Raw genomic sequence first — 25,334 nt, 5'->3', positions numbered from 1 at the left:
CGACACGCCGCGTTCAATTTGCGCCAGTCTGTCTGCTGGTATCAGGCTGCCAGCACTAAAATCTCGTCATTACTGGCGTTGATGAATTCCAGAATTTCCGGTTTCTCAATAGCCAGACGTAACAGGTTGCTCTGATATTCAATCGCCTCAATGCGCGTTTTACGGTAGTTGAGGAAAGAGAGCAGGTTGTCTCCATCCTGTCGCGACAGGTGTTGCAGGGTGGCTGGAGAGTGGCTTATCCCGTCGACAATCGTTGTATTTATCTCCAGCCAGTCAGCGTTAAGCTGCTCCAGCGATTCCAGCGCATAGCGGGGGGCGCCGATTTTTTGTTGAATAAAGCTACGAAATAACCCCAGATACATAAAACGTTCCTGCAAAATGTTCAGCTCATGCAGTGAGGGATAAAATTCGGGGGAATTTACTGCGTTAGCCGTATTCTTCAGCGCCAGACTGGTAAATTCATACTGGGCGTTAAGGTTATGAACCAGCGATTTCAACTGCGCGGTATCGCCCATTTCCGCAAATTGTCGTGCGGTATTGAGCGCGGCATTAAAACTGGCAATATCCCGGAATGACTCGCGCTGACGCGCATCCAGTGCTAAATGCAGCAGTGTATCCAGCTTTTGCGATTGGGTGTGGAGCAGAGATTCAATGCGGTTGAGTTTGTGGCAGACAATCGCAAACCCGGCGACAGAAACGGCCAGATTGAGCCCGGAAAGTGCCAGATTAGCGGACTGGAGCATCTGCAGTGTATTGACCGAGCCTTGTAACGTCTCAATGCCGCTCTGTATCGTCCCCATTTGTGATGACAACACATTTTTCAGGCTCTCGATACTTTCTTGCGCTTTTTCTGCATCGCTGGGGAACATCAAATGGGCGACGATGCTGCCCGCCTTTTCGTGCCCCTTCGCCACACGTATCACACCGCCGTAAATTTTATACATCCCCGTTTTTAGCCCTTCGATGATATCCGGAGACTGTTTAATCGTGCGATACAAAACATCTGCGTCTATAGACATTGTTTAAGCTCCATACAGAATGTGTCCGCTTGCTGCTGGATGTCGGCCTGGCGAATGCAGGCAATGCGAATCACCGCGGGTATTGTTACCCGCCAGGCGGGGCCGGCAAGATCGTAGGTCATCCAGGCGGCAGAAAGTACAGCAGCGATCGGATTGAGCAAGGCCGGGGCGCGGCCCGCAATGACTTTGCCAAGAGCAGGTAAACCTGCTTTCAACGTCAGATTGAGTGCCGGAAGCATGGCGGCATTCACCATCCTTGAGACAGCATACGGTCCGCATGAGGCGATCAGCAGTCTGAGCACGTCATCGGCTTTTCCCTCATTAAGTAGTTGGCTAATTTGCGCATGATCTACAGTCAGTTTCTGCTCTTTAAATAACGCTTTCATTTCCTCTTTTTTGCCGCCTTTTAGCGCCTTGAGCAGCGTTTTTTCGATGATGGCGCGTTCAATTTCCACGACAGTGGCATGCTTATTGACCTTAGCGCCAATTTTTTTGGCCACATCAAGGGCCACGACGGCGTACGCTGGCGACTTTTTTTCGCGGAAAGCATTAGCGACCGTATTCCCGCCAAAAGCGCAGATTTCTGTTGCCAGAATTGGCGCTATTGTGTGCAGGGTTTGTTGTCGCTTGTGCAACAGGATGCTTTTTTTCGTTTCCTCTTTAAGCGAAACCCGACCTCGTCCGTGGTCGGTAAGTGTATCTGCCAGCGCCGAGAGGTCAGCCGCCATTGCTTTGCGTAGCAGCACATCTAACGGTTGCGCCTGATCGATTAGCGACGGCGAAGTATTTTGCCTGTCCATAACGTCTCCAGTGGTTGTTATCGACCTTTCTGAGGTGTCAGGGAGACCTCAGAAAGCCTTGCCGATTGCCCCAATAAACTCGACTATTGCCTTATCGCGAAAATTTATCGAGCACAATATCAACGCTGCGTTGAGCAAGGCGACCGATTTCTCTGTCTCGGGATATATCACCCAACTCTTCAATCGATTGATATAGAATATCACCAAGAATATTGTTGATAACCTCTCCATGGGATGAGGCATCTGCTAAATGAGTGTCATTATGGAATTTATCAAGCAAGTTTTCTAATTCAAAATCGGCGCCGACAGTTTTTCCATGCATGTTGCTGCTCAGCAGTCTTATGTATAATGATGTCGTCGCATCATCAAAGCTGTCACCTGATTCGTATGACAACCTGACCATATAGTTTATGATGTTTTTGTCTCTGGATGCAGAGCCCGCAGACATGAATTCTTTCATCCCCTCCACCAGTACGAATTCAATGGCGTTTTCATTTACGTATCTTTCTGCCATTTCAAGACGTAAGAGTGCAAGGGAATATATCAAAAGCTCCATTGTTGCGTTGTTGTTTTTCAATCCTACAATATTGTTTTTATCTATATAATTATTTCTGATGTGAACGATGTTTTTCTGCAGGAAACCGCTGATTTCTTTTCTGACGAATTCACTTGAGCTTCTGTTATCCCCATTTGAAAAGAAATCAAAAAAAGAGTCTACGCCTTTATCGATTTTTATTTTCTGCATTAATCCATCATCAGGCAAAATCTGGTATATAGATTTATGATCTGCATTAAAATCTGGAGCAGGAGCAGGAGCAGGAGCAGGAGCAGGAGCAGGAGCAGGTTCTGTCACTGCTGCTGGTGCTGGCTCTGTGGAGGGCACAGCAGCCTGGGGAGTGGTGTGAGAGGTAAAACTATTTTTTATAAAATCATTCAGTTTGTTAAACAGATAATCAATGTGTTTATATGATGGCTGAGTTGTGTTTATCAATTCAATATTGTTAAGGTACACTGAAACTGACATCATTTTTTTCTCAACAAAAAACAGAGTGTTTTCGCTAAACGAAAAAGATGCAGGTTTTTCTAACTGACCTTTGCAATATATTTTGTCTTTTGTTATGACTAATCCATTCTTACTGCTGCCGAAAACAGTATCATCGACAAGAACAAGAATATCATCGTGAGAGATATCATAACAATATGCTGATATTGCATTGGATGTTTTAGATCTGGGGATTAGTGGGTGAATATATACTTTGTCAGCCTTGCTAAGACCATTTCCTATGAAATCCAAAATGCTCATTATTTTTATTCCTTTTCAGTGACTAGTTCTGTCTGTATACAAGTGATGGTACTGTTTTCATCATAAGTGACATCTGATGCTACCTTTTAATCTACCCTGATCGGTATGACACCGTTGTAGTTGTAATAGTGCTGCCAATACAATTCCGGTGCATAACATTACCTTTTCCTTAATGCCATATCGTCTTCGCCGTTGAGGGTAATAACGGCATTCTTACCGAAAACTTAAGTACAATTCGTCACTGCCACTGAAAGTTGTAAGGCATGCTGGTGACAGGTGATGTCAATTAACAAAATTTCCTCGTAAATAATATTTCATTTTGGAATGGTTTCTTGTGTTTATTATTCTGGAGGTGAAGATATCCCGTTTGGATATGTGAGGTTGCCGATTTTTATGACAGGCCATTCCGCTCCTGCGGTAATAAACGCCACTGCCGAACCGGCCTGAGGGGATGATTTCAATTACTGTGACCCTGACCTCAGTCGACGGCGAGGCGCTCCCGAAAACGGCAGAATGTTAGCTGGCGCGCTAAAGAGTAATACCTGGCCGCTGCGCTGATAGTCACTCGATGAGTGCGGCGTTAGTCTCAGGCGCAGTCAGCGTCTCCCGCATACATTCCATAAACACCCGCATCGCCGGGCTGACGACTTTTCCTGCGTGGTAAGCGCACAATGCCTCGATCGAAAGTGCTGTGGGGGAAAAGGGCAGTTCAACCAGAGTACCGGTTGCCAGTTCATTTTCTACGGTAAAGCGCGGTAAAAATGAAACCCCAAGATTACCCGCCACACACTGTTTAATGCTCTCAATGCTCCATAACTCAATGGTGTTATCGAGAGTGATCTGCCGCTGACGTAATGTGCTTTCAAAAATCTGGCGAAAGATACATTGCGGTTCGTTGATGATAAAGCTGACGGGAATATGCTGGCCTGACCGGGTGAAATCGACGTCGGTGAGTTGCGGTGAAGCGACCAGAACTAAAGGCTGTTCGCCATAGCTTTGCAGGGTCAGGGCTGAATCGTTGCCCACACGGTAAAAGATGCCAAGGTCCACCTCATCTGCCAGCAGAGCATCACGGATAGCGTAGCAGTTGAGTGACTGCAATGAGAGGCGAACGCCGGGCGCGCGTTGTTTAAACCGCTGGAGTACAGCGGGAATTTTATACGACAGCAGCGTTTCCCCGGTAGCGACCCGCAGTTCGCCGGCCGGTTCGTCTTTGTCCAGCGCGGCCTGGCGTAGCCCGTCCATCACCCGCATCAGTTCATAGACATGCGGCAAAATATTACGCCCGGACTCGGTCAGAATCATCCGGCGACCAATTTTTTCAAACAACTTGAGCGACAGTTCTTGTTCCAGTTGCTGGATCTGAAACGTAATGGTGGATTGTGTGCAGCAGAGTTTATTGGCTGCGCGGGCAAAGGATCCCTCTTCGACCACGGTTTTCAGTGTCATCAGGCGGCGCAGATCCATTCCTTCTCCCTTAAATCTATCGAAAATATCGAAGTCAGAATAACAAATATTTCGATTTTTTTAAGTATTTGCGCAGGGTAGTTTAAGCAAAAATTCTCTGAGGGATCCCTGTGAATACTGCCGTTATCAGTGCTTTTCTGACCTATACCGTTATCTCTGCTATCACTCCCGGTCCTAATAACATCCTGGCGCTCAGTTCAGTAAGTACTCATGGGCTCAGGCGCAGCGTGCGCGTGCTGGCGGGGATGACCTGCGGCTTCCTGGTGATTATGCTGTTATGTGCCGTTTTCACCGTTATGCTCACCCATGTATTGCCCGCCGTCACCGGCTGGCTCAACATTCCTGGCGCACTCTATATTGTATGGCTGGCGCTGAAAATTGTGCGCAGCGATCCGGCGACAGCGCAGGGAACACCACTGTTACTGAGCTTCTGGGCCAGCTTTGCCCTGCAGTTTGCCAATGTCAAAATCATCCTTTATGGCATTACGGCGCTCTCTGCTTTTGTTTTGCCCTATACCCACGATATCGCCGTTGTTGCGGCGGTGAGCGTGAGTCTGGCCCTTATCGGGGCGGCGGGAAATTTTTGCTGGGCGGTAGCGGGTCACCTGTTTCAGGTATTGCTACGTCGCCATGCTCGCCCGGTGAATGCGTTGCTGGCCTGCCTGTTGATTTACAGCGCCATTCGACTGTTTATTTGATGGCTGCATATAGCGCTTTTTCGCAATTGCTCATCCATTTAAATACTTTGTTATTTCCGGCTTTTTCTCCCATCGTCGGCACAGAGAAAAGGTCGAATAAAGGGTGTTGAGTGGATGGCAAAAAGTAAGGCGGTTTACCTGCACGAGCAGCAGCGTGCGCTTATCGGGCGGCTGTCCCGGTCCTGGCTATGGCGCAGTGAATTTCCAACATGGGTACTTATCATCGTTATCTACGGCGGCTGGTTTGCTACGCTGGCCTTCCATGAAACGCTGGGTTTGTTGCCTGCCACATTACTGCTTATCTGGTTTACCGCCTGGTATATGTCGTTACAACATGAACTGATTCACGGTCATCCCACGCGCTACCCAAGGGTTAACCAATTACTGGGACTCATGCCGCTGGCGGTCTGGTATCCGTATGGCTTGTACCGCGATTCTCACCTTGCGCATCATCGCGCACACTTGCTGACGTTGCCGGATGACGACCCGGAGTCTTACTATTTTTCCGTCCATCGCTGGCAGCGTTTACCTCACTGGTATCGTCGCCTTATTCAGTTGCGTAATACTTTTCCGGGGCGTCTGTTGCTGGGGCCGTTGCTCGATATTATGCAAATGCTTGCCGCAATGATCGCGGCGTTTCGAGCCCGCCAGCGCGATGCTATTGTGATGTGGATGGTTCACGGGCTGTTAGTCGGGGTGACCTTTGCATGGATTGCCCACTGTGGTTTTTCGCTGGTCTGGTTCCTGCTGGCGGTCAGCTATCCGGCGCTGGCGCTCACCAAAGTGCGCTCGTTCCTGGAGCATCGGGCAGAAGAAGACCCGCTGGCTCGCTCGGTGATTAACGAAGCCGCCTGGCCCTGGCGCGTGTTATTCCTTAACCTGAACTATCATTCTGTGCATCACGACTTACCGGGCGTGCCCTGGTATGGATTGCGCGCGATCTATTTAAACGATCGCGACGATTATCAGACGCGAAACGGTGGGTTTGTGGTGCGCGGTTATAGCGTATGGCTGCGGCGTTTCCTGTTCCGCGCTGTCGATGTAAACGCGCATCCGGGGTTTAACGCGAGCAACAGCAATGAGCCATGATATCGCGCTTCCAATGTACGATTTACACCGCCCGGACACCGCGGCGCTGCTGCGCGTGCTGACGGAACTGCTGGCGGCGCGGGGGATTGTCGTTAAGGCGCTCTGCCCGCAAGAGGCACTGCTTGCCCACTGGCGAAGTGACACCCTGTTGCTGAGCCAGACCTGCGGTTTTCCGCTGGTTACGCAGTTGCCCGATGTGCAAACGGTCGGCTGCTTTCACTATACTGCCCCCGGTTGTGACGGCTTTCACTACCGTAGCTTGCTGGTGGTACGTGAGGAAAACGCGCGACAAACGCTGGCGGATTTCCGCGGTCGCGTGGTGGCCTGTAATGCTGAGGATTCGCAATCGGGTTATAACGCCTTACGCAAAATGATCGCTCCGTTGGCGCAGGGCGGGGCCTTTTTCTCGGCCGTGATATTGAGCGGCAGCCACCGGCAATCGCTGGCGGCGATTGGGCAGCGAAGGGCGGATATCGCGGCCATTGACTGCGTAAGTTGGGCGCTGTTAGCGCGCCATGAACCTGAATTGCTGGCCGGGCTGAAGGTGATGGGTTCCACGCCTCTGGCTCCGGGACTGCCACTCATCACCGCAAAACAGACATCGGCATCTACCCTTGCAAAACTCCAGGACGCATTACATGAACTGGTCAGCCATCCGCGCTATCAGGCGGTATGCGACGCGCTGTTAATTTCCGGGTTTAGCCCGATTGCGCGGGAAGCGTATTCCCCCTTGCTGGCCTGGCGTGATGAGGCGGCGGCGCTCGGGGTAACGCATTTATAACGTGCCGGATAATACAGGACGTTTTACGACCAGAAATTCAGTGTTAACCTCGTTTTATTCCTTACTCTGCAAAGGTTTCCCCTGTGTCCATTGATACTGTTTTTGCTTTCCTGGCCGCCGCGCTGTTTCTGGCGTTTGTGCCCGGCCCCGATAACCTGTTTGTCATGACCCAGGCTGCGTTACGCGGACGCCGCGCCGGGTTAACCATCACCCTTGGCCTGTGTACGGGGCTGATTGTCCATACCACCGCTGTGGCGCTGGGGGTGGCGGTGATTTTTCAGCAATCCGAGCTGGCGTTTAGCCTGTTGAAATATGCCGGAGCCGCGTATCTGGCCTGGCTTGCCTGGCTGGCGTTTCGCGCGAAGCCAACGGCTGCCGATAGCCGTGCCGGTTCGGTGCGTGAGGGAACCCGGCTTTATTTGCGCGGCATTTTGATGAATATTACCAATCCGAAGGTGTCTATTTTCTTCCTCGCCTTCCTGCCGCAGTTTGTTGATAAACACGCCGGGCATGTCACTTTGCAGATGTTTGCGCTGGGGGGGCTGTTTATTGTCGCCACGCTGTTTGCCTTTAGCCTGATGGCGCTCTTTGCCGCCAGCGCCGGGGCGCGGTTTGGTCAGTCGGCGGCGGCGCAAAAGGTGATGAATAAAATTGCCGGCGTGGTCTTTTTAGGGTTGGCGCTCAAACTGGCGACGACGCAGCGCTGATGGGCCCATATGGAGAACCAGGACGGGATAGCACCGCCCCTGGATTTTAGGGGAAATGAGGATAAAGGCTTCCGGTAAAGTGCCTGTTTGGGTAGGTTATCAGGCTCTGATATGACAGGAGCCGAATAATGATTGTAAGAACATGGCATGGCTGTGTCCCCCTGGCGCACGCGGAAGGCTTTGCAACACACCTCCAGTTGACGGGCGTGACGCATTCACAAGGGGTTAAGGGTAATCTGGGCGCGTTTGTTAAACGTGTGACGCAGGGGGAGTGGGAACATTTCTTCCTGGCAACGTACTGGGCAGATATCGCCGCCGTTAAGGCGTTCGCCGGCGAGGATTACCACGTGGCGGTAACGTATCCGGAGGATGAGAAATTTTGCCTGCTTTCCGATCCTTACGTTTTTCAGCACGACGTCCCGTCAACGCAGCCGCTGTAAACGCAGAGATCTGCCGTTCCCGGCTGCCTGTTGTACCGCTATTTTTCCCGCCTTTTTGAACGCAGTTGGTATTCACTGTTAGTGGAAAAACGGGTGAAATCAAAACGGTAAAGGGACGCTAAAGTGTTCGGTGCCGTGTTATCGGCGTTCGCTTATAACAATGTTGTCCAGAGACTCAGAATGGCGACTTTTCTCGCCCGGACCAGACGGTCAAAAAATTTCATCAAGGACATTGCAGGCCTTGAGATTGCTGTCTAATTTTATTCTTGGTTTGGTTCTTCTGACATCTTGCAGAGAGCCGTAGTTTACTTTTTTACAGGAATGAATATGCAGAGCACGACAACTGAGGAACAATTAAACGCCTTTTTTGGCCGCGATCCTCATGCTTTCGAGGCGGAAGAACAGCTTATCGCAGAAATTACCCAGAGCCTCAGTGCTCGCAAAGCGGAAGTGAGCAATAAGGATCTTATCTTTGCACTCATTCAACTGCTTGAAATTGAAAAAGATGTTGTCAAACTGGATATCTATCGCAACGCCCTTGAAATGGTTGTTCAAAAAACACCCGACGACGTTTAATTGAAATTTTCTGATTCCCTTCCTGATGACATGCTGCCTTCACCTGTGCGTGAAGGCAGCTTTAATCATACTTGTCTGTGTCACGCCACCATAATGCCGGGTGACCATTACAGCGGTTTTTTGCGCCGTTGTATCAGATATTGCCGGGTGGCTTCCAGAACGCTTCTCTGGCGGGAACATGTTGCCATGACTTCCTGCGCGCGAAGCACCATGACGAGGTTATCTGCCTTGATGGGCAGGCGCGAATTCATAAGATAAGTGGCGGCCAGGCCAATCGCCTCATGGATTTCCTCTGGTTGAACTTGCTCATTTTCGTTCAATTACACTCCCGTTGCTGAGATGATGAACGTCTTCTAAGGCCATCAGGCCAGTCAAATTCACGATGAGCATTATGTAAGAACATGCTTAGGCAAGTCTGATTAGAAGGGGTCAGTGGGATAGCAAACCTGTTAACCATACAGGTTAAACAGGGTGCTGATTCTTAGTGCTTGATTGCTTTACTGATATTTAAAAGAGTGTCATCGCGGAGTCGATTTTTGCGCTGGGTCGTTTGCAGAGACCAGGCGCTTTTTTTACTGTTTTCAGGCTGCGTACGGAAATGGTGCACGCCACTGATTGCGCTTCGCCAGGCTTCCTGCCTTTCACTGTCGGTTTCCGTTCTTAGATTTTCCTGCAACTGCACAATTAAGGCATCGAAGGAAATATCCTCCGCTGATTCCAGAAGCGTCAAAATCGCTTCTCCCATGACAGTATCTACAAGTTTGTCCTTATCATTTTTACTCATTTCGCCTCTCAATATTTACGACACTGTTTTACACAAGCCTTAACCATTATGCACACGCAGGCCAAATCTGCCTTTTTTTGCTGAACGTATTTAAAATGTCCGGAGCTTTCACTTCTGACCTTTGGCAAAGATAAGCGTCATTAAGGCGCTGAGCTGCGCTTCTGTTACCGGGTTCGTCTCTGTTGCGATGCGGGCAGCAATTTTAAGGCAGATTGTGCGTTTGCTAACGGTTTGTTTCGCGTTCAACATCTCTATCACCAGCGCGCCCAACATCTCTTCGCACGAGAGCATCTGTGCTAAAGGGCACTCAATGGCGCCATTATCACTATCACGCGTACCCTTCACGACAGCCTCATTCAGTCAGGATCTCTAGCCAAAGATTTGGTGAACGCCATGCGGCAGGCAAGTAGATCCATAAGCGTAATCGATTTTCAAAAAAAAGCAAAAAAGCCAACATATTGATTTATTGAATAATCAGCAGGGAGCGCTGCCATGGAGAATATTTTAACGATACCCTGGCCAACGTAAGCCAGGGCGGGGGTTATTTCACATTGAATGTCAGATAGCCCATGATACCGTCGCTTGGGCCATCTTTGGGGTGATGCACACCATCCATGACGGGAACGACCGGAAAATCGAAGGGCGAAACGCCGTCAATGCAAGCGACGTTTACACCAAATTGCTCTGGATTGGAGCGGCGCTGGTGAAAGGTATAAATCCCGCAGACAGAGCAAAAATAGTGGGCCGCGGCCTGGGTATTAAAGCGGTACTCGGTGAGTTTCTCTTTTCCCCGCGTCACCTCCAGTCCGGATAACTGGGCGGAAACGGCTACCGCACCGCGCATCCGGCAAAAGGAGCAGTTACAGCGGCGTAGGGTATTAAACCCATCGGTGAGTTCAACGGTAAACGCGACGGCACCGCAGTGGCATTGAGCGTGAAGCTTCTCTGACATAACAATCTCCGTGGTTACAAAAGAGGATGTAATGAGTGTAGCTGTCTGGCGGCTGAGTTGACGGGGGCAAAACGGGGTCTGGGGAGTTAGCTTTGCTTTTTCTTTTTATATTCCGCAATCGCCTGATTGATATTGTTAGTTTCGATGGAGTCGACCTTTTCGTTATCAGAGAAGACATCATAACGGCCTTCATTGTAGCGAAAAAGAACAGTGACGCCCTGAAAGCGAACCCTTTTTTCCTTGACCGTAATGCCACGACTGCGCATGGCAATTTTTGCGATGGTATCTATTTTTTTACTGTTCATGATGAGTCAGCTTGCCTTTTATTATTAATTATAGTGTCCCTGCTGGCATCAGGGATGGAATGATATTAAGTTTATAAACCCCGAAAAGAAAGGACGATACCCGAAATGGAAGCGGAAAAAAGAGGATAAGTTTCAGGTGTGTTAAGGTTTTCTTAATCTTATGATGTTCTAAAAAATTTAAACGATATGTTTATTAAAATATTTAAAGTTTTTCAGTATTAAATAGCGAACTCAAATATTGAGAATTATTTCGATTCTCATTCCGGCGTCTGTGCGTTTAAACTCCAGCCAGCTTGCTAACGCTTCGTTTATACACACATTTTATAAGGAATGATTATGAAAAATCGCTTTTCGGCCCTGTGTTCGATAGCTTTGGTCATCTCTTCTGTTTTTGCAGGTTCTTCTGCTTTTGCGGCCGATAACGAAGAGGGCATTGTCATTTATAATGCTCAGCATGAAAATCTGGTTCAGTCGTGGGTAGATGGCTTTACGAAAGAGACCGGGATTAAAGTGACCCTGCGCAATGGCGGCGATACCGAACTGGGGAATCAGCTTGTCCAGGAAGGCAATGTTTCGCCTGCCGATGTTTTCCTGACGGAAAACTCCCCTGCAATGACGCTGGTTGACAACGCAAACCTGTTTGCCCCGCTGGATGCCGATACACTGAAACAGGTGCCTGCCGCTTATCGTCCGGCGCATGGCCGCTGGATTGGTATTGCTGCACGCAGCACCGTATTCGTTTATAACCCGAGCAAAATCAGCCCGGCACAGCTGCCGACATCTCTTATGGATTTAGCGAAACCGGAATGGAAAGGGCGCTGGGCCGCCTCTCCGTCGGGTGCCGATTTCCAGGCGATTGTCAGCGCCATGCTGTCATTAAAAGGTGAGCCTGCGACCCTTGACTGGCTGAAAGCGATGAAAACCAACTTTGTGGCTTACAAAGGTAACAGTACTGTCTTAAAAGCGGTCAATGCCGGGCAGATTGATAGTGGCGTGATTTACCACTATTACTATTTTGTCGATCAGGCAAAAACCGGCGAGAACAGCAAAAATACGCAACTTCACTATTTCAAACATCAGGACCCAGGTGCCTTTGTCAGTATTTCCGGTGGCGGTGTGTTAGCGTCCAGCAAACATAAAGCGCAGGCCCAGGCCTTTATTAAATGGATCACTGGTAAGGCCGGGCAGGATATTCTGCGCACGAACAACGCGTTTGAATATGCGGTGGGCGTGAATGCGGCTTCAAATGAAAAGCTGGTACCACTGAATAAACTGGAGGCCCCGAAAGTTGAGCCCTCTACGCTAAACAGCAAGAAAGTCACCGAGCTGATGACTCAGGCGGGTATTCTTTAAAATAATAACAGTGAGCGCCTTATGTCTGGTTTGAGCATTCCGTTGGCTGGAAAACAGCAACGCCAAACGCATCAGCATCGCCCCGCGCGCCTGTTGGTGATATTAGCCATGCTGGTTTCCCTGTTGGCATTACTGCCCGTTGGGTTTGTGATTGCAACAGGTATTGATACGGGATGGGAGAGCGTTAAGGCGCTCGTTTTTCGCCCGCGTGTCGCCGAGTTACTGACTAACACGCTGCTGCTGATCCTTTTCTCCCTTCCCGTTTGCGTTTGCCTTGGCGTGGCGCTTGCGTGGCTTACGGAGAGAACTGCACTGCGGGGACGTCGTTTCTGGTCGTTGTTGGTGGTTGCGCCGCTGGCGATCCCGGCCTTTGTGCAAAGTTACGCGTGGATAAGCGTTATCCCCTCTTTACATGGGTTGTCGGCCGCCGTGTTTATCTCCGTGCTGGCTTATTATCCGTTTATTTATATGCCGGTTGCTGCGGTCCTGCGGCGACTGGATCCGAACCTTGAAGATGTTGCTGCATCCTTGGGTTTTGCCCCGTGGCGGGTTTTCTTTCGCGTGGTATTACCGCAACTGAAACTGGCCATCTGGGGAGGCGCGCTCCTGGTAGGGCTGCACCTGCTGGCGGAGTATGGCCTGTATGTGATGATCCGCTTTGATACCTTCACGACGGCCATTTACGATCAGTTCCAGTCTACTTTTAGCGGCCCGGCGGCCAATATGCTGGCGGGGGTGCTTGCGTTGTGCTGTCTGGGACTACTGTTGCTGGAAGGGGGAACCCGCGGTAAGGCTCGGTATGCCCGTGTGGGGGGCGGATCCGCCCGTCGCCAGAATATCCATGTACCCGCAATGGCAGGCCAATTTCTGGGACAACTTCTGCTGGTCTGCGTGGTGATGCTGGCGCTGGGAACGCCCATCGGGGTGCTGTGCCGCTGGCTATGGGCGGGCGGAATCGCGGTCTGGCAGAACGGCGATTTATGGCTATCCCTGCATCAAACGGTGGTCCTGGCGTCGGCCGGGGCGATCATTACCACCGGATTTGCTATCCCGTGTGCGTGGCTGGCGGTGCGCCATCCACATCGCCTTTTTCGGCTGCTGGAAAGCATGAATTATGTGGCCAGCTCACTGCCGGGTATCGTGACGGCGCTGGCACTGGTGACGGTCACCATTCATTACGCCCGGCCCATTTATCAGACCGAAGTGACGCTCTTTCTGGCATATATGCTGATGTTTATTCCCCGGGCGCTGATTAACTTACGCGCCGGTATCGCCCAGGCGCCGGTCGAACTTGAACATGTCGCGCAAAGTCTGGGCGTATCGCCGGGATGGGCGCTGTGTCGCGTGACGATGCGTCTGGCGGCACCCGGTGCGGGTGCGGCTGCGGCACTGGTCTTTCTGGGCGTGAGCAACGAGCTGACAGCGACACTGTTGCTCTCTCCGCTGGGAACACGCACGCTTGCCACCGGTTTCTGGGCGCTGACCAGCGAGATTGATTATGTTGCTGCGGCCCCTTACGCCCTGTGCATGATCCTGATTTCTCTTCCCCTGACGGGCCTCCTTTATAAGCAATCACAAAAACTATCGGGTCGTTAAGATGTTCGAGCTTATTAATGTGTCGAAAAAATTTGGCCACACGCAGGTGCTGGATAACATCACGCTTTCGCTGTCACCCGGCAGTCGCACCGCGATAGTGGGGCCGTCAGGCTCCGGTAAAACCACCCTGTTACGCCTGATTGCCGGGTTTGAGATGCCCGACAGCGGACAGATAACGATGCGTGGTACACCGCTGTTTAGCCCGACAGTATCGGTTCCTGCGCATCAGCGAAAAATTGGCTTTGTCCCGCAGGAAGGGGCGCTTTTCCCGCATCTGACGGTTGAAGAGAACATTGGCTGGGGGATCCGCGCCTCGCGCCAGGAACGGCGCAAGCAGGTTGAAGCCTTGATGGACCGGGTGTCTTTGGACAGGCAACTGGCGCGTCACTGGCCGCATGAAATCTCCGGCGGACAGCAGCAGCGCGTGGCCCTGGCGCGTGCTCTGGCGCAGCAACCGGCGCTCATGTTGTTGGATGAGCCCTTCTCGGCGCTGGATACCGGGCTGCGTGCCACAACGCGTAAAGCCACCGCCGAGCTGTTGTCACAGGCCGGAGTCGCGACCGTACTGGTCACGCACGATCAGAACGAAGCGCTCTCCTTTGCCGAGCAGATTGCCGTTATTCGCCACGGGCGATTTGCCCAGGTGGGGACGCCACAGGCCGTCTATTCGCAGCCCGTCGATGAAGATACGGCGCTGTTCTTAGGCGACGCGCTGATCCTGACGGCGCAGGTCACCAACGGTAAAGCGCGATGTCTGGTGGGCGATGTGCCGGTGGATGACAGCGCCGCAGAAGGCGTGCGGCGCATTATGCTGCGCCCGGAACAATTGATGATCACCCCGGTATCGGCAGGTGAAACCGCGTTGCAGGCGACGGTCTTGGATATTGATTTTGCCGGTTATTTATCGACGCTGACACTGGGATTTACGGATCGGGCGCAAACGCTGACCATCAATACCGTCACACCACAATTATTATTGCCAGGTACTACGGTTGCGCTCAAAATTACAGGCCATGCGCGGGTATTTGCGGCATAAAAATAGCCTGCTGATTGACGGCATATCCTGTTTTTATCCACGCATGTCTGAATATTGACGGTAATAATGAATGGGAGAGAGCATGTTTTCACTCAGCAACTGGTTTATCTGGGCGCTGCTGTCCGCCTTTTTTGCTGCGCTGACCGCCATTTTCGCTAAAGTCGGGATCCAAAATGTGGATTCCGATTTTGCCACGTTAATCCGTACCGGGATAATTATCGTTATTCTGGCTGCCTTTATTTATTTTACCGGTAAGTGGCAGAATCCATTGCTGATTGGCAAACGCACCTGGCTTTTCCTGATCTTATCTGGCCTGGCGACGGGGGCGTCCTGGGTATGCTATTTCCGGGCGTTAAAAATCGGCGAAGCCTTTAAAGTGGTACCGGTAGATAAAATGAGCGTGGTGATGGTGGCGATTTTTGCTTTTATTTTTCTCGGCGAACGACCAGGGTTGCGGGAGGCGGGGGGACTGCTCTTGATTACCGCAGGCGTATTGTTACTGGCACTGCGGAGATAATCAGCCGTGACGTTGATGTGCGGGCAGAAAAATAACCAGTACGCCCGCAATAATAACCAACACACCAATCAGTGACCGAACAGAAAAAATACCGTGCATGCCGGGCACAATAAGCGATGCCGACCATACCAGAATATAACTGAGGCTCAGCAGGGCATAGGCTTTGCTCAATGCCAGATGGTGTAAAGCCAGATACCAGAAAAACATCGAGGCCAGATAACCCGCCAGCCCGGCCAGCAGCAGCGTTGTTTCCAGATGAACAGGCCACAGCGCGCCGATAAACGCATAAAACTGCGACACCGGCGGAAGGGCCGTCATGGCATAACCCATCGCAAGCTGTGCCGCGCTGGTTAACAGCACGCTGACCAACGTCAGAAGAACCCCTTTCATGCCGCACCGCCCAGAATCACAATTCCCACAATAATTAACCCCACGCCAAGCCAGTGGCGCAGGTTAACCGGTTCACGCCAGATCCCCCAGGCGGCCAGCGTCACCCAGACAAAGTTGAGACTTAACATCGGATAGGCGATGCCAACGGGGATGCTCTGTAATACCAGCAGCCAGAAAAGCATACCCAGGCCAAGGCAGGCAAGCGCCAGCCCGAGCCAGGTTAAAATATGGCGACGGCGGCCCACCCTAAGGGCAGGCCGCGTCGCTTGCTTTTGGCACAATTGACCGGCAAAGCTCAGCAGGCTTGCCAGCATAAGCAGAAACCAGCTCATCGTAGCGCTGCATACTCAATAAGTGCGATTCGCCCCTGAACAAATACATTTGATGGCGGAGGAATCGGCAGGCTATTGACACTTTCACCGCGTGAGAGCAGAACCACCAGCGTGACTTTGCCTTCCTGACGATGCTGCTCCAGCCAGTCGTTGAAATCTTTCTCAGCGATAAATTTGTCTTTCGCATCCGGATAGCTGAGGCCGTATTGCAGCTCACCGGTCTGGCCAAACATAATAATATCGCTACGTTTCAGTTCCCACGCCAGGCCTGCGGCGATGCCGACATTATCACTCAGAATATAGCGGCTGGATGCCAGTGACTCTTTGGCCATGCCGATCGCGAATTGCGGCTGTTTTGATTCCATCACCCGGTTAGGGATGGCAAAACCGACCAGCAGCGCGAGCCCGGCCGGACACAATGCCGAGAGCATCCAGCTTTTTTCGGTATTGCGCAGGGTATACCAGCCCACCAGCGCCCAGACGAAAAAGGCCATGGCGGCACAAAACACTTTATAGCTTTCGAGTGTGGTCCATACCGGGTTTTTCAAAGGCCCCCAGGGAGAGGCAATAAACGCGGCAATCAGGCCAAACAGACCAAAGCCAATGTTGAGCCAGGCATTGACGCGCAAAGCACGGTAGCCTTTTTCTGCGGCCTGCACCGAATAGCCAGCCATCAGGATCGCCAGCGGTGCGAAGCAGGGCAGGATATAGGTCAACAGTTTGCCTTTCGCGATACTGAAAAACAGAAATGGCATCACTACCCAGCACAGCAGGTAGAGCGTCGCGCGGTTGTTCTCACGGGTGAACCACGCCAGGCGAAGCGAGCCGGGCAGCAATCCCAGCCAGGGCAGACTTCCCAATAAGATGACCGGCAGGTAGTACCAGAACGGGGCTTTATGCTGCGCATCTGCCATGGCAAAACGCTGAATATGCTCCACCCAGAAGAAGTAGTGCCAGAAATCTGGCTCATGCTGGGCAATCGCCAGCCCCCACGGCAGGACAACCAGCACGCAACTGGCGATGGAAAGCCAGCCCCAAATCAGCGCCTCTTTCCATTTTTTCTGCACGATTATCCAGGGTAAAACGCTCAGTACCGGCACGGCCAGCGCCAGAAATCCTTTGGTCATCACCCCCATGCCGCAGGTCAGACCGAGCAGCACATAGCCCGCCGCTTTCACGGAGGGGGTCTTTGCCTGAGCGGCAATCCAGAACGTGCACATCCCGGCAACCAGCCACAGGGCGATCATCGGGTCGAGCACCGCATAGGTGCCGATGCCGTAAACTTCAAGCATGGTGATGAAAATGATGGCAGCCATCATCGCCACGCGTTTATCGCGCCAAATCTGCCAGGCAAACCATGACACCATTCCGGCAACCAGCGCGGTTGAAAAGATAACCCCGGCGCGTACCGCAAAGTTGGTGCCGCCGAACAGCCACTGGAATATGGAGTTCATCCAGTAACCGGCGATCGGTTTTTCGAAATAACGCAGGCCGAGGAAATGCGGCACGGTCCAGTTTCCGCTGCTGAGCATTTCACGGCTGATCTCTGCATAACGCGTTTCATCAGGCTGCCAGAGCAAACGCCATTCGACAGGGATCAGGTAGTAGAGGACAAACAGGGCAAGTACAACCAGACCGTAGCGTGACGACTTCGTCATTCCGTTCTCTCCATTTGCTGACAACCCAGCCATCCTTCACGGCCAGCAATTTCACCACGTACAACCTTACCCGTGGGCAAGGTGCGTAAATTGGCAGGTAACAGTTCACCCAGCGGGCAGAATTGAATATTCGCTTCGGCGGCGCGCTGGAGTAAATCTTCAAACTCAAGGCGATGGGCGATCCCTTCGACCTCAGCGTGAATGGTATAGACCGGCACGCCGGGGTCATCCAGCATGCGGGCCAGAATGAAATCGTTGAACCCGCTGGCACTGACTTCACCCCCGACAACCTCATCCCAGGTTGGCAGCGTTACCGGAATCTGCACCGTACCCGTCTGGCCGACGCCGGTTACGGGTAAAAAGGGGGTGCTGCCCCGACAGTCGCTGTTATAGCGAAAATCGAAGGCTTCTTTCGCCTTAATGACCCGCTGGTCGGCACGCCAGCCGGCTACGGCTGAACAGGTAATATCTGTACCGATTATCGATTCCAGTTCTTCTTTACCCAGCGCGATGTGATGGAGCAACTCATCGCTGTCCCATACGCCGCACCAGGTTTGCCAGGCGTGGTGATCCCACGCATGCAGCCCCACTTCATGGCTGGCGGCGGCACTGCGGATAATATCCGCGTTAGCGCGCCCGATATTCCTGCCGGGCCACGCGGTGCCCGCCAGTAAAATATCCCAGCCATACAGGGAGGCCGCTTTTGAGCGCAGCATCTTTAGTAAGAACTTCGGCTTAATTAGCCGCCAAAGATGCCGTCCCATATTGTCCGGCCCCACACTAAAGAAGAAGCTTGCGCGTACGCCGTAGCGGTTGAGCATGTCCAGCAGCGACGGCACCCCTTTACGGGTGCCGCGGAAGGTATCGACGTCTATGCGCAGGCCGACTTTTCTCATGGCTTCTGTTCCGTGACCTCAACGGTGCGTAAAAAGAAGTCCAGCGTCTCTTCGACCGTCTGGTGCATTTCTACCGTCGGCTGCCAGTCCAGGCAACGTTTAGCGTTGCGAATGCTCGGTTTGCGGTGTTCAACGTCCTGGTAGCCTTTCCCGTAGTAGTCGCTGCTTTCCACTTCGCGGAAGCCGGCAAACGGCGGGAAGCGGTCACGCAGCGGGTGACGTTCGAAGCAGTCGAGCAGCATTTCCGCCAGCTCTTTGATGCTCGCTTCGTTATCCGGGTTACCGATGTTGATGATCTGCCCATCACAGCGGCCATCTTTGTTTTCGATGATGCGGAACAGCGCTTCAATACCATCGCTGATATCGGTAAAGCAGCGTTTCTGTTTACCGCCTTCAATCAGCTTAATCGGCGAACCTTCGACCAGGTTGAGGATCAACTGAGTGATGGCGCGGGAGCTGCCGATACGGGCGGCATTCAGGTTATCCAGACGCGGCCCCATCCAGTTAAACGGACGGAAGAGGGTGAATTTAAGGCCGGTTTTGTCGCCGTAGGCCCAAATCACACGGTCCAGCAACTGTTTGGACACTGAGTAGATCCAGCGCTGTTTATTAATCGGACCCACCACCAGATTGGAGGTATCTTCGTCGAAGTTCGCGTCGGTGCACATGCCGTACACTTCCGACGTCGACGGGAAGATGATGCGTTTATTGTACTTCACGCAGTCACGAATAATTTTCAGGTTCTCTTCGAAGTCCAGCTCGAATACGCGCAGCGGGTTACGGGTGTACTCGATTGGCGTCGCAATGGCCACCAGCGGCAATACGACATCACATTTCTTAATGTGGTATTCAATCCACTCGGAGTGAATGCTGATATCACCTTCCACAAAGTGGAAACGCGGGGAGTCCAGGAAACGGCTAATAGCATCAGAACCAATATCCAGACCGTAAATCTCGTAATTATCATCCTGCAACAGACGTTCGGTCAGGTGGTTACCGATAAAACCGTTTACCCCGAGGATGAGCACGCGAGTACGGCGCTTAATGGCAGCAAACGGACGGCTGGAGAGCAGGGCTCCCGGCACCAGACCCATCGCGGGCGCAAGCTGGGTACCCTGCATGTAAACGCCGTTTGCGCTCTGGCCGGTCACGATTTCCAGCGCACCTTCACCACAGGCGACCACCAGCGGAGCGACAGACAGCACGGTGCCCGGCTTCGCTGCGGCGAGGTCGGTGCGTACGCGGGATTTCCAGACGATAAATTTGTTGGTGCCCACATAGCCAAATGCGCCCGGCCACGGATCGCTGACGGCACGTACCAGGTTATGCAGCTCCTGCGCCGATTTTTCCCAGGTCAGACGACCATCTTCCGGGGTACGACGGCCAACATAGGTAGCCTGAGCCTCATCCTGTGCGCGTTCCTGAGTTTGACCACTGCGGATTTTCGGCAGCACGTCGCTCAGCAGGCTTTGTGAGGCCGCACAGAGTTTTTGATGCAGAGAAAGCGCCACGTCGGTGTCGCTGATCGCCACACTCTGTTGCGCCACAATATCGCCTGCATCGGCGCGTTGGGTCATACGGTGCAGGGTGACGCCGGTCTCTTTTTCACCGTTGACCAGTACCCAGTTCAGCGGCGCGCGGCCACGGTATTTCGGCAGCAGCGAACCGTGCAGGTTAAACGCGCCTTTTGTCGGCAGGCTCAGAATATCGTTGCACAGCAGGTTGCGGTAATAGAAGGAGAAGATCACTTCTGGCGCGAGTGCGCGAATGCGATCAACCCACAGAGGATGGTTTACATCATCCGGGGCATAAACCGGAATCTCCTGTTCAGCCGCCAGGCGCGCCACGGATTTAAAAAAGTGGTTTTCACCCGCATTGTCGGCGTGAGTAAAGATGGCGGCAATCTCAAAGCCTGCTTCCAGCAGTGCTTGTATGCCCGTGCACCCCATATCGTGATATGCAAAGACGACAGTTTTCATGACTCAATTTCCTCAATAGAATTTGGGGTTTCCTGACGGATAACGCGCTGAATAAAGTAACGGGGGCGGGCACGGACATCGTTATAGATGCGGCCAACGTACTCGCCGAGTAAGCCCATGCCAACGAACTGCGCACCAATGAAGGTGAACAGGACGGCGAAGAGGGTGAACACACCTTCGGCAGCCCACTGTGGTCCAAGCGCAAGACGCATGACGACTAAAACGACCGAGAGCGCAAAACCCACCAGCGCGATAACGCTGCCAAACACGCTCAGCATGCGCAGCGGCGTGGTGGTCAGGCAGGTCACCAGGTCATACATCAGGTTAATCAAACGCATAAAGCTGTATTTCGAATCGCCGTACTCGCGTTCCGCGTGATGCACGGGTATTTCCGTGGCCCGGCGGGCGAACATATTGGCGAGGATCGGGATAAAAGTGCTGCGCTCGTGGCAGTGCAACATCGCATCGACAATATGGCGACGGTAAGCGCGCAGCATGCAGCCGTAATCGCCCATCGCTTTACCGGTGGTGCGCTGAATCAGGTGGTTGATCATGCGTGATGCTGTTTTACGAAACAGACTGTCCTGACGGTTCTGACGAACCGTACCGACCACGTCATAACCTTCTTCGGCGCTTGCCACCAGGCGTGGAATCTCTTCGGGCGGGTTCTGCAAATCGGCATCCAGAGTGATGATCAGATCGCCGGTGACATGGCTAAAACCGGCCATGATCGCGGAGTGCTGACCATAGTTGCGGTTAAGCAGTACTGCCACAATATGGCTGCCGTCGGCTTGTGCGGCATCCACCAGCATTTTGGCGGAGTCATCGCTACTGCCGTCATCAACCAGCAGAACTTCATAATCCTTACCCAACAGATCGCAGGCGGCGGTAGTACGACGAATCAGTTCCGGCAGGCTGTCCTGTTCGTTAAATACAGGGATCACAACGGACACTTTGTTGATTGGGCTTGTTTCAAACATCGTTATTGCCCTGCCAGCTGATGAAGTGCGGCGATAACGCGGCTGGTGTCGTCATCGGTCATATCCGGGAACAGCGGCAGCGAACAGATACGCGCGCTATTCCACTCCGTATTGGGTAGTGAAAGATCAGGGAAATTCTCGCGGTAGTATTTCTGCGTGTGGGCGGCGCGGAAATGCAGGCCCGTGCCAATGCCCTGTGCTTTCAGCGCTTCCATCAGCGCATCGCGGGTCAGGCCACAGCGTGTTTCATCAACACGAATAATAAACAGATGCCAGGCGTGAACGTGTGGCCATGCCGGAACCGTCAGCGGCTGGAAGGGAGTGTCAGCCAGCTCGCGTAAATAGCGCTGGGCAATCTCGGTTCGACGCTTATTGGCTTCATGAAGCTTGCCGAGTTGCACCAGCGCCAGCGCGGCATTGATATCCGCCAGGTTGTATTTGTAGCCAGGAGAGATCACTTCCGCCTGCGGCGCGCGACCGTGTGTCTGGCGATCGTAGGCATCGACGCCAAGACCGTGGAATTTCAGGCTGCGGATACGCTGGGCCAGTTTCTCATCATCGGTTACCACCAGACCGCCTTCGGCACAGGTCATATTTTTGATGGCATGGAAGGAGAAAATCGCGGTTCCGCAACAGCCGACATGATGACCTTTGTAATAGGTTCCGGCGGCATGTGCCGCATCTTCAATGACGGGAATAGCGTATTTTTCACCCAATGCGCGAATCGCATCGATATCGGCAGGCGCGCCAGCGTAGTGAACAGGAATAATGGCCTTCGTTTTTGGTGTAATCGCGGCCTCAATGCTCTGTGCAGTGACCATCAACGTGTCGCGGTCAACATCGATCATGACCGGTGTCGCGCCGAGTAGCACTATCATATTGAGGGTGGAAACCCAGGTCATGGAGGGGGTAATCACCTCATCGCCAGCGCCGATACCCAGCGCCATTAAGGTGACATGCATACCGGCTGTTGCCGAACTCAAGGCAATGGCATGCTGATTGCCCGTCAACTGGCAAAATGCCTCTTCTAACTGTTGGTTTTTGGGACCTGTTGTAATCCAACCTGAACGCAGAACGTCCTGAATCGCCGTTAATTCCTCGTCGCCCATAGAAGGACGTGAGAAGGGTAAAAATTCACGCATTACTTTTCCTTACCGTTGCTGGCAATGAATTCGCACTATAGCCAGGGAAGCAGCAGACTCATTTCGCTGAAAGTACTTACCCAGGATAGGGCTTATTTATTAACTCAACCTTAAGAGATTGTGTATTTTGATTAACGTTCACTTAAGATCGTTTTCGTTTAGCTGGCGTTGAGGGAATAATTATTAGCAGGCGATGTTTTTTGAGTTTTTTTATGGAAATCAAAGCGTTGCCTTTGTTTTTTTTGCAGGAGAATAAAATGCCGTAACGGCGACATACGCAACCGTAAAGGTTTTTTTTCACTATCTTAATTTTGTTTAATTTATATTTATAGTCATCCTTTTGTCATTATGCTGTCACTAAATTTGGGAGGGGAAATAATAATGAACAGATGCACCTGCCTGAAAAACGAGAATAGCCAGATTTGGCTTTTAGTGCTGTAGCAGATCGTCATTTAAGTGACGCGGATCACAAAAACTGGCTGTTTTTCGTGCGATCACGGTGGCAATACGAATATTTCGGCAGAAAATCATTTCAAATCATTTAATTACAAATGTTATTGCATTTTATTTTTTCCGTGACGGCAAAAATTATTCTTTTTTAGCAATATTTTTCTCGCTCATTCGTCTACCCGGATACAACGATATGAAGGAGAAACAACATGAGAAGATTTGCTAATCACAGACGCCATCCCGGTAAGTTTGGTGTGATGTTCCTTGTTTTTGCCGTCGTCATGGCGCTGGTGGTGATGACTCTGTGGAATGCCATCATTCCGGGACTGTTTGACCTTAAAGCGATCGGTTTTTGGACCGCGCTTGGGCTGCTGGTACTGTGCCGGGTGCTGTTTGGCGGTATGGGGATGGGGCCGATGATGTTCAGAATGGCGCGCGATCATCGTCAATTGCATGAACGGTGGATGAATATGAGCGAAGAAGAGAGGCAGGCCTTTTTCCAGAAACGCCAGCGCTGGGGGGGACGTGATGGCTGGCGTTGCGGTCCTGGCGCGCCAACAGAGAACGAACCGCCAAAGCCGTCGGATAATGCGTGAGCATAATGGATAACGCCGACAACGCCCGGACGGCGCGGATCCTTGAAGCGCTCTCTGCATGCCGGACAACGCTGAGAGCCTTTATCCGCCGTCGCATTCCGCAGCGAGAAGACGTGGATGATATTTTGCAGGATGTGACGCTGCAATTGATCAACGTCGAACAACCGGTTGAAAACGTCTCCGCCTGGCTGTTTCGTGCAGCGCGCAATGAAATGATTGATCGCGGACGGAAAAAGCGGGAGTGGTTGTTAGGGGACGACGATGAGGCTGATGATCAGCTATATGATGTGCTGTTTGGCGAGGTTCAGACGCCGGAAGAGGCGCGATTAAAGGATATTTTCTGGGAGGAACTGGAAAGCGCGCTGGCGGCACTTCCTGCGGCTCAGCGTGAGGTATTCGAAAAAACCGAACTGGAAAATTATAGTTTCAAAGCCCTTTCCGCTGAGACGGGGCTGCCCGTTCAGACCTTGCTGTCGCGCAAGCACAAAGCGGTACGCTATCTGCGAGAGCGCCTTTCCGCACTTTATCACGACATTATGCTGCCTTAGGCTGATACCGAAAAATCCCCGCCACACCGGGCTGGCGTGGCGGGGATTATCACTATGCTTGCGATAAATCAGATAAAGCTGTCGTCGTCGTTATTGCCGCCGAAATCGTAGTCATCATCCTGATCGAGGAAACGGCTAGTGTCGTCGTTGCTCTGGTCAAAGAAGCTGCGGTCAGAAGCATTCGTGAAGCCGTCCTGATCCTGAAAATCGTTAGAGAAATTCTGTCCGCCCGTCACATCAGAGACCTGTTCGATAGGTTGCTCAATAATGTTCACGATCTCCTGTGGCTGCGAGCGGTGGAACATACTGGTCAGCATATCGGCGAGAACGACACCACCGGCAACCCCGGCTGCGGTTTGCAGCGCCCCGGCCATAAAGCCGCCAGAACGAGGGGCCGGTTGCGCATACGTGGGCGCTGCCTGCTGCTGTGGCGGCTGTTGCTGCGGCGCGCTGTTCCAGTTGTTGGCAGGCTGCTGCGGCTGGCTTTTTCCCCCGCCAAACAGGCTGCTCAGGAAGCTGCCGTTACCACTTTGCTGGCTGTTTTTCAGTGAGGCCACTTCATTCTGGAGATCCTGAATCTGTGCATGAAGGCGTTTCAGCGCAGCTTCCTGAATCAGCATCGACTGGGCCATATAGTAAGGCGCAGAGGGTTGCTGGCGCACAAACTCAGCGATCAGGCGATCGGCCTGTCCATCCCGTGTGCCGCTTTGCTGTTCCGCCTGTTTCAGACGCTGGAAAAGCCCCTCAATAAGCCGTTGTTCTTCATTTTGCATAGCAAAAACCTCAGGAGTGCATGGAGTTGTGCAATGGCGTGCGGACCTGTGCAGGTATCGGTTACGCACGCGTGGTAAGAGTCATTTTAGCCGATCAAAGTTATACGAAATGACAAGCAAATGAAGAATGATCGGAAAAGAAGACGCGAAGAGGGGGTAAAAATAAA

General features: G+C 52.2%; 29 protein-coding genes. 12 read left to right on the top strand and 17 right to left on the bottom strand.

All coding sequences use genetic code 11. From position 1 onward, the window contains the following. Positions 1-41 precede the first annotated feature (41 nt). From L2097_RS13110 to L2097_RS13095, 4 genes are all read right to left on the bottom strand, one after another. Entirely contained in the window at positions 42-1,019 is a 978-nt protein-coding gene (locus tag L2097_RS13110; protein WP_250352977.1) for a hypothetical protein, read from the bottom strand. After that, positions 1,010-1,819, bottom strand: coding sequence for a hypothetical protein (locus L2097_RS13105; RefSeq protein WP_250352976.1), 810 nt, complete (start codon positions 1,817-1,819; stop codon positions 1,010-1,012). The genes L2097_RS13110 and L2097_RS13105 overlap by 10 nt, the downstream gene beginning before the upstream one ends. Positions 1,820-1,910: 91 nt before the next feature. Then, positions 1,911-3,122 carry a hypothetical protein gene (locus L2097_RS13100; protein WP_250352975.1) on the bottom strand — a complete coding sequence of 404 codons (1,212 nt, stop codon included), beginning with the start codon at positions 3,120-3,122 and terminating at the stop codon, positions 1,911-1,913. A 561-nt stretch (positions 3,123-3,683) separates the two neighbouring features. After that, positions 3,684-4,589 (bottom strand): LysR family transcriptional regulator, encoded by a 906-nt coding sequence (locus L2097_RS13095; protein WP_047371444.1) that lies wholly within the window; start codon positions 4,587-4,589, stop codon positions 3,684-3,686. Positions 4,590-4,699: 110 nt separating this feature from the next. Between L2097_RS13095 and eamB the strand changes: the two genes are divergently transcribed. From eamB to L2097_RS13065, 6 genes are all read left to right on the top strand, one after another. Then, positions 4,700-5,287, top strand: a complete 588-nt coding sequence (gene eamB, locus L2097_RS13090) for a cysteine/O-acetylserine transporter (protein WP_250352974.1) — start codon at positions 4,700-4,702, stop codon at positions 5,285-5,287. 114 nt (positions 5,288-5,401) lie between these two features. Beyond that, positions 5,402-6,376, top strand: coding sequence for a fatty acid desaturase (locus L2097_RS13085; RefSeq protein WP_250352973.1), 975 nt, complete (start codon positions 5,402-5,404; stop codon positions 6,374-6,376). After that, complete coding sequence (locus tag L2097_RS13080; protein ID WP_250352972.1) at positions 6,366-7,157, top strand: phosphate/phosphite/phosphonate ABC transporter substrate-binding protein; 792 nt, start codon at positions 6,366-6,368, stop codon at positions 7,155-7,157. The genes L2097_RS13085 and L2097_RS13080 overlap by 11 nt, the downstream gene beginning before the upstream one ends. An 83-nt stretch (positions 7,158-7,240) precedes the next feature. Continuing rightward, the gene (locus L2097_RS13075) at positions 7,241-7,864 is read left to right on the top strand and encodes a LysE family translocator (protein ID WP_047371441.1); all 624 of its coding nucleotides are present in this window, start codon (positions 7,241-7,243) and stop codon (positions 7,862-7,864) included. Between the two features lie 128 nt (positions 7,865-7,992). Next, on the top strand, positions 7,993-8,304 hold the full coding sequence (locus L2097_RS13070; RefSeq protein ID WP_047371440.1) for a hypothetical protein: 312 nt from the start codon (positions 7,993-7,995) through the stop codon (positions 8,302-8,304). 327 nt (positions 8,305-8,631) lie between these two features. Then, positions 8,632-8,880: a biofilm development regulator YmgB/AriR family protein gene (locus tag L2097_RS13065; protein WP_047371439.1), complete on the top strand. Its 249-nt coding sequence runs from the start codon at positions 8,632-8,634 to the stop codon at positions 8,878-8,880. Positions 8,881-8,987: 107 nt separating this feature from the next. Here L2097_RS13065 and L2097_RS13060 read toward each other — a convergent pair whose 3' ends face one another. The 5 genes from L2097_RS13060 to L2097_RS13040 form a co-directional block, all read right to left on the bottom strand. Further along, entirely contained in the window at positions 8,988-9,200 is a 213-nt protein-coding gene (locus tag L2097_RS13060; protein WP_047371438.1) for a hypothetical protein, read from the bottom strand. A 161-nt stretch (positions 9,201-9,361) separates the two neighbouring features. Continuing rightward, positions 9,362-9,664: a hypothetical protein gene (locus L2097_RS13055; protein ID WP_047371437.1), complete on the bottom strand. Its 303-nt coding sequence runs from the start codon at positions 9,662-9,664 to the stop codon at positions 9,362-9,364. 108 nt (positions 9,665-9,772) lie between these two features. Further along, the gene (locus L2097_RS13050) at positions 9,773-10,009 is read right to left on the bottom strand and encodes a biofilm development regulator YmgB/AriR family protein (protein ID WP_103280122.1); all 237 of its coding nucleotides are present in this window, start codon (positions 10,007-10,009) and stop codon (positions 9,773-9,775) included. 196 nt (positions 10,010-10,205) lie between these two features. Then, entirely contained in the window at positions 10,206-10,616 is a 411-nt protein-coding gene (locus L2097_RS13045; protein WP_250352971.1) for a GFA family protein, read from the bottom strand. Between the two features lie 86 nt (positions 10,617-10,702). Further along, on the bottom strand, positions 10,703-10,921 hold the full coding sequence (locus L2097_RS13040; RefSeq protein WP_047371434.1) for a hypothetical protein: 219 nt from the start codon (positions 10,919-10,921) through the stop codon (positions 10,703-10,705). 336 nt (positions 10,922-11,257) lie between these two features. On the opposite strand from L2097_RS13040, the gene L2097_RS13035 reads away from it, so the two are divergent. The 4 genes from L2097_RS13035 to L2097_RS13020 all read left to right on the top strand — a co-directional run bounded on the left by L2097_RS13035 (position 11,258) and on the right by L2097_RS13020 (position 15,423). Next, on the top strand, positions 11,258-12,274 hold the full coding sequence (locus L2097_RS13035) for an iron ABC transporter substrate-binding protein (protein ID WP_085005689.1): 1,017 nt from the start codon (positions 11,258-11,260) through the stop codon (positions 12,272-12,274). A gap of 21 nt (positions 12,275-12,295) precedes the next feature. Then, positions 12,296-13,870 carry an ABC transporter permease gene (locus L2097_RS13030; protein WP_250352970.1) on the top strand — a complete coding sequence of 525 codons (1,575 nt, stop codon included), beginning with the start codon at positions 12,296-12,298 and terminating at the stop codon, positions 13,868-13,870. Between the two features lies 1 nt (position 13,871). Continuing rightward, positions 13,872-14,906 carry an ABC transporter ATP-binding protein gene (locus tag L2097_RS13025; RefSeq protein WP_250352969.1) on the top strand — a complete coding sequence of 345 codons (1,035 nt, stop codon included), beginning with the start codon at positions 13,872-13,874 and terminating at the stop codon, positions 14,904-14,906. Between the two features lie 82 nt (positions 14,907-14,988). Continuing rightward, positions 14,989-15,423, top strand: coding sequence for an EamA family transporter (locus L2097_RS13020; RefSeq protein WP_041852297.1), 435 nt, complete (start codon positions 14,989-14,991; stop codon positions 15,421-15,423). On the opposite strand, the gene arnF is transcribed toward L2097_RS13020, so the two are convergent. From arnF to arnB, 7 genes are read right to left on the bottom strand one after another with little or no spacing between them, the layout of a single operon-like run. After that, complete coding sequence (arnF, locus tag L2097_RS13015) at positions 15,424-15,813, bottom strand: 4-amino-4-deoxy-L-arabinose-phosphoundecaprenol flippase subunit ArnF (protein WP_047371430.1); 390 nt, start codon at positions 15,811-15,813, stop codon at positions 15,424-15,426. After that, on the bottom strand, positions 15,810-16,145 hold the full coding sequence (gene arnE, locus L2097_RS13010) for a 4-amino-4-deoxy-L-arabinose-phosphoundecaprenol flippase subunit ArnE (protein WP_047371429.1): 336 nt from the start codon (positions 16,143-16,145) through the stop codon (positions 15,810-15,812). The genes arnF and arnE overlap by 4 nt, the downstream gene beginning before the upstream one ends. Then, positions 16,142-17,803: a lipid IV(A) 4-amino-4-deoxy-L-arabinosyltransferase gene (gene arnT, locus L2097_RS13005; RefSeq protein WP_250352968.1), complete on the bottom strand. Its 1,662-nt coding sequence runs from the start codon at positions 17,801-17,803 to the stop codon at positions 16,142-16,144. Before arnT ends, arnE begins: the two co-directional genes overlap by 4 nt. Beyond that, the gene (gene arnD, locus L2097_RS13000) at positions 17,800-18,699 is read right to left on the bottom strand and encodes a 4-deoxy-4-formamido-L-arabinose-phosphoundecaprenol deformylase (RefSeq protein ID WP_085005685.1); all 900 of its coding nucleotides are present in this window, start codon (positions 18,697-18,699) and stop codon (positions 17,800-17,802) included. The genes arnT and arnD overlap by 4 nt, the downstream gene beginning before the upstream one ends. Next, entirely contained in the window at positions 18,696-20,678 is a 1,983-nt protein-coding gene (gene arnA / locus L2097_RS12995; RefSeq protein ID WP_250352967.1) for a bifunctional UDP-4-amino-4-deoxy-L-arabinose formyltransferase/UDP-glucuronic acid oxidase ArnA, read from the bottom strand. Before arnA ends, arnD begins: the two co-directional genes overlap by 4 nt. Continuing rightward, positions 20,675-21,658, bottom strand: a complete 984-nt coding sequence (gene arnC, locus L2097_RS12990) for an undecaprenyl-phosphate 4-deoxy-4-formamido-L-arabinose transferase (RefSeq protein ID WP_047371425.1) — start codon at positions 21,656-21,658, stop codon at positions 20,675-20,677. The genes arnA and arnC overlap by 4 nt, the downstream gene beginning before the upstream one ends. A 2-nt stretch (positions 21,659-21,660) precedes the next feature. Beyond that, positions 21,661-22,800 carry a UDP-4-amino-4-deoxy-L-arabinose aminotransferase gene (gene arnB / locus L2097_RS12985; protein WP_047371424.1) on the bottom strand — a complete coding sequence of 380 codons (1,140 nt, stop codon included), beginning with the start codon at positions 22,798-22,800 and terminating at the stop codon, positions 21,661-21,663. Positions 22,801-23,459: 659 nt separating this feature from the next. Between arnB and L2097_RS12980 the strand changes: the two genes are divergently transcribed. Both L2097_RS12980 and L2097_RS12975 read left to right on the top strand, forming a co-directional pair. Further along, a complete protein-coding gene (locus tag L2097_RS12980; protein WP_250352966.1) occupies positions 23,460-23,846 on the top strand; it encodes a hypothetical protein in 387 nt (128 codons plus the stop codon). Between the two features lie 5 nt (positions 23,847-23,851). Further along, positions 23,852-24,394: an RNA polymerase sigma factor gene (locus L2097_RS12975; protein ID WP_047371422.1), complete on the top strand. Its 543-nt coding sequence runs from the start codon at positions 23,852-23,854 to the stop codon at positions 24,392-24,394. 68 nt (positions 24,395-24,462) lie between these two features. Here the strand turns inward: L2097_RS12975 and L2097_RS12970 are convergent, their stop codons facing one another. After that, positions 24,463-25,167 (bottom strand): DUF2076 domain-containing protein, encoded by a 705-nt coding sequence (locus tag L2097_RS12970; protein ID WP_250352965.1) that lies wholly within the window; start codon positions 25,165-25,167, stop codon positions 24,463-24,465. Positions 25,168-25,334 lie beyond the last annotated feature (167 nt).

The organism is Citrobacter sp. MNAZ 1397 (genome assembly GCF_023613995.1).
Lineage (GTDB): Bacteria > Pseudomonadota > Gammaproteobacteria > Enterobacterales > Enterobacteriaceae > Phytobacter > Phytobacter ursingii.
The sequence above is the reverse complement of the archived record's forward strand: the minus strand, read 5'-3'. Positions and strand labels throughout refer to the sequence as shown.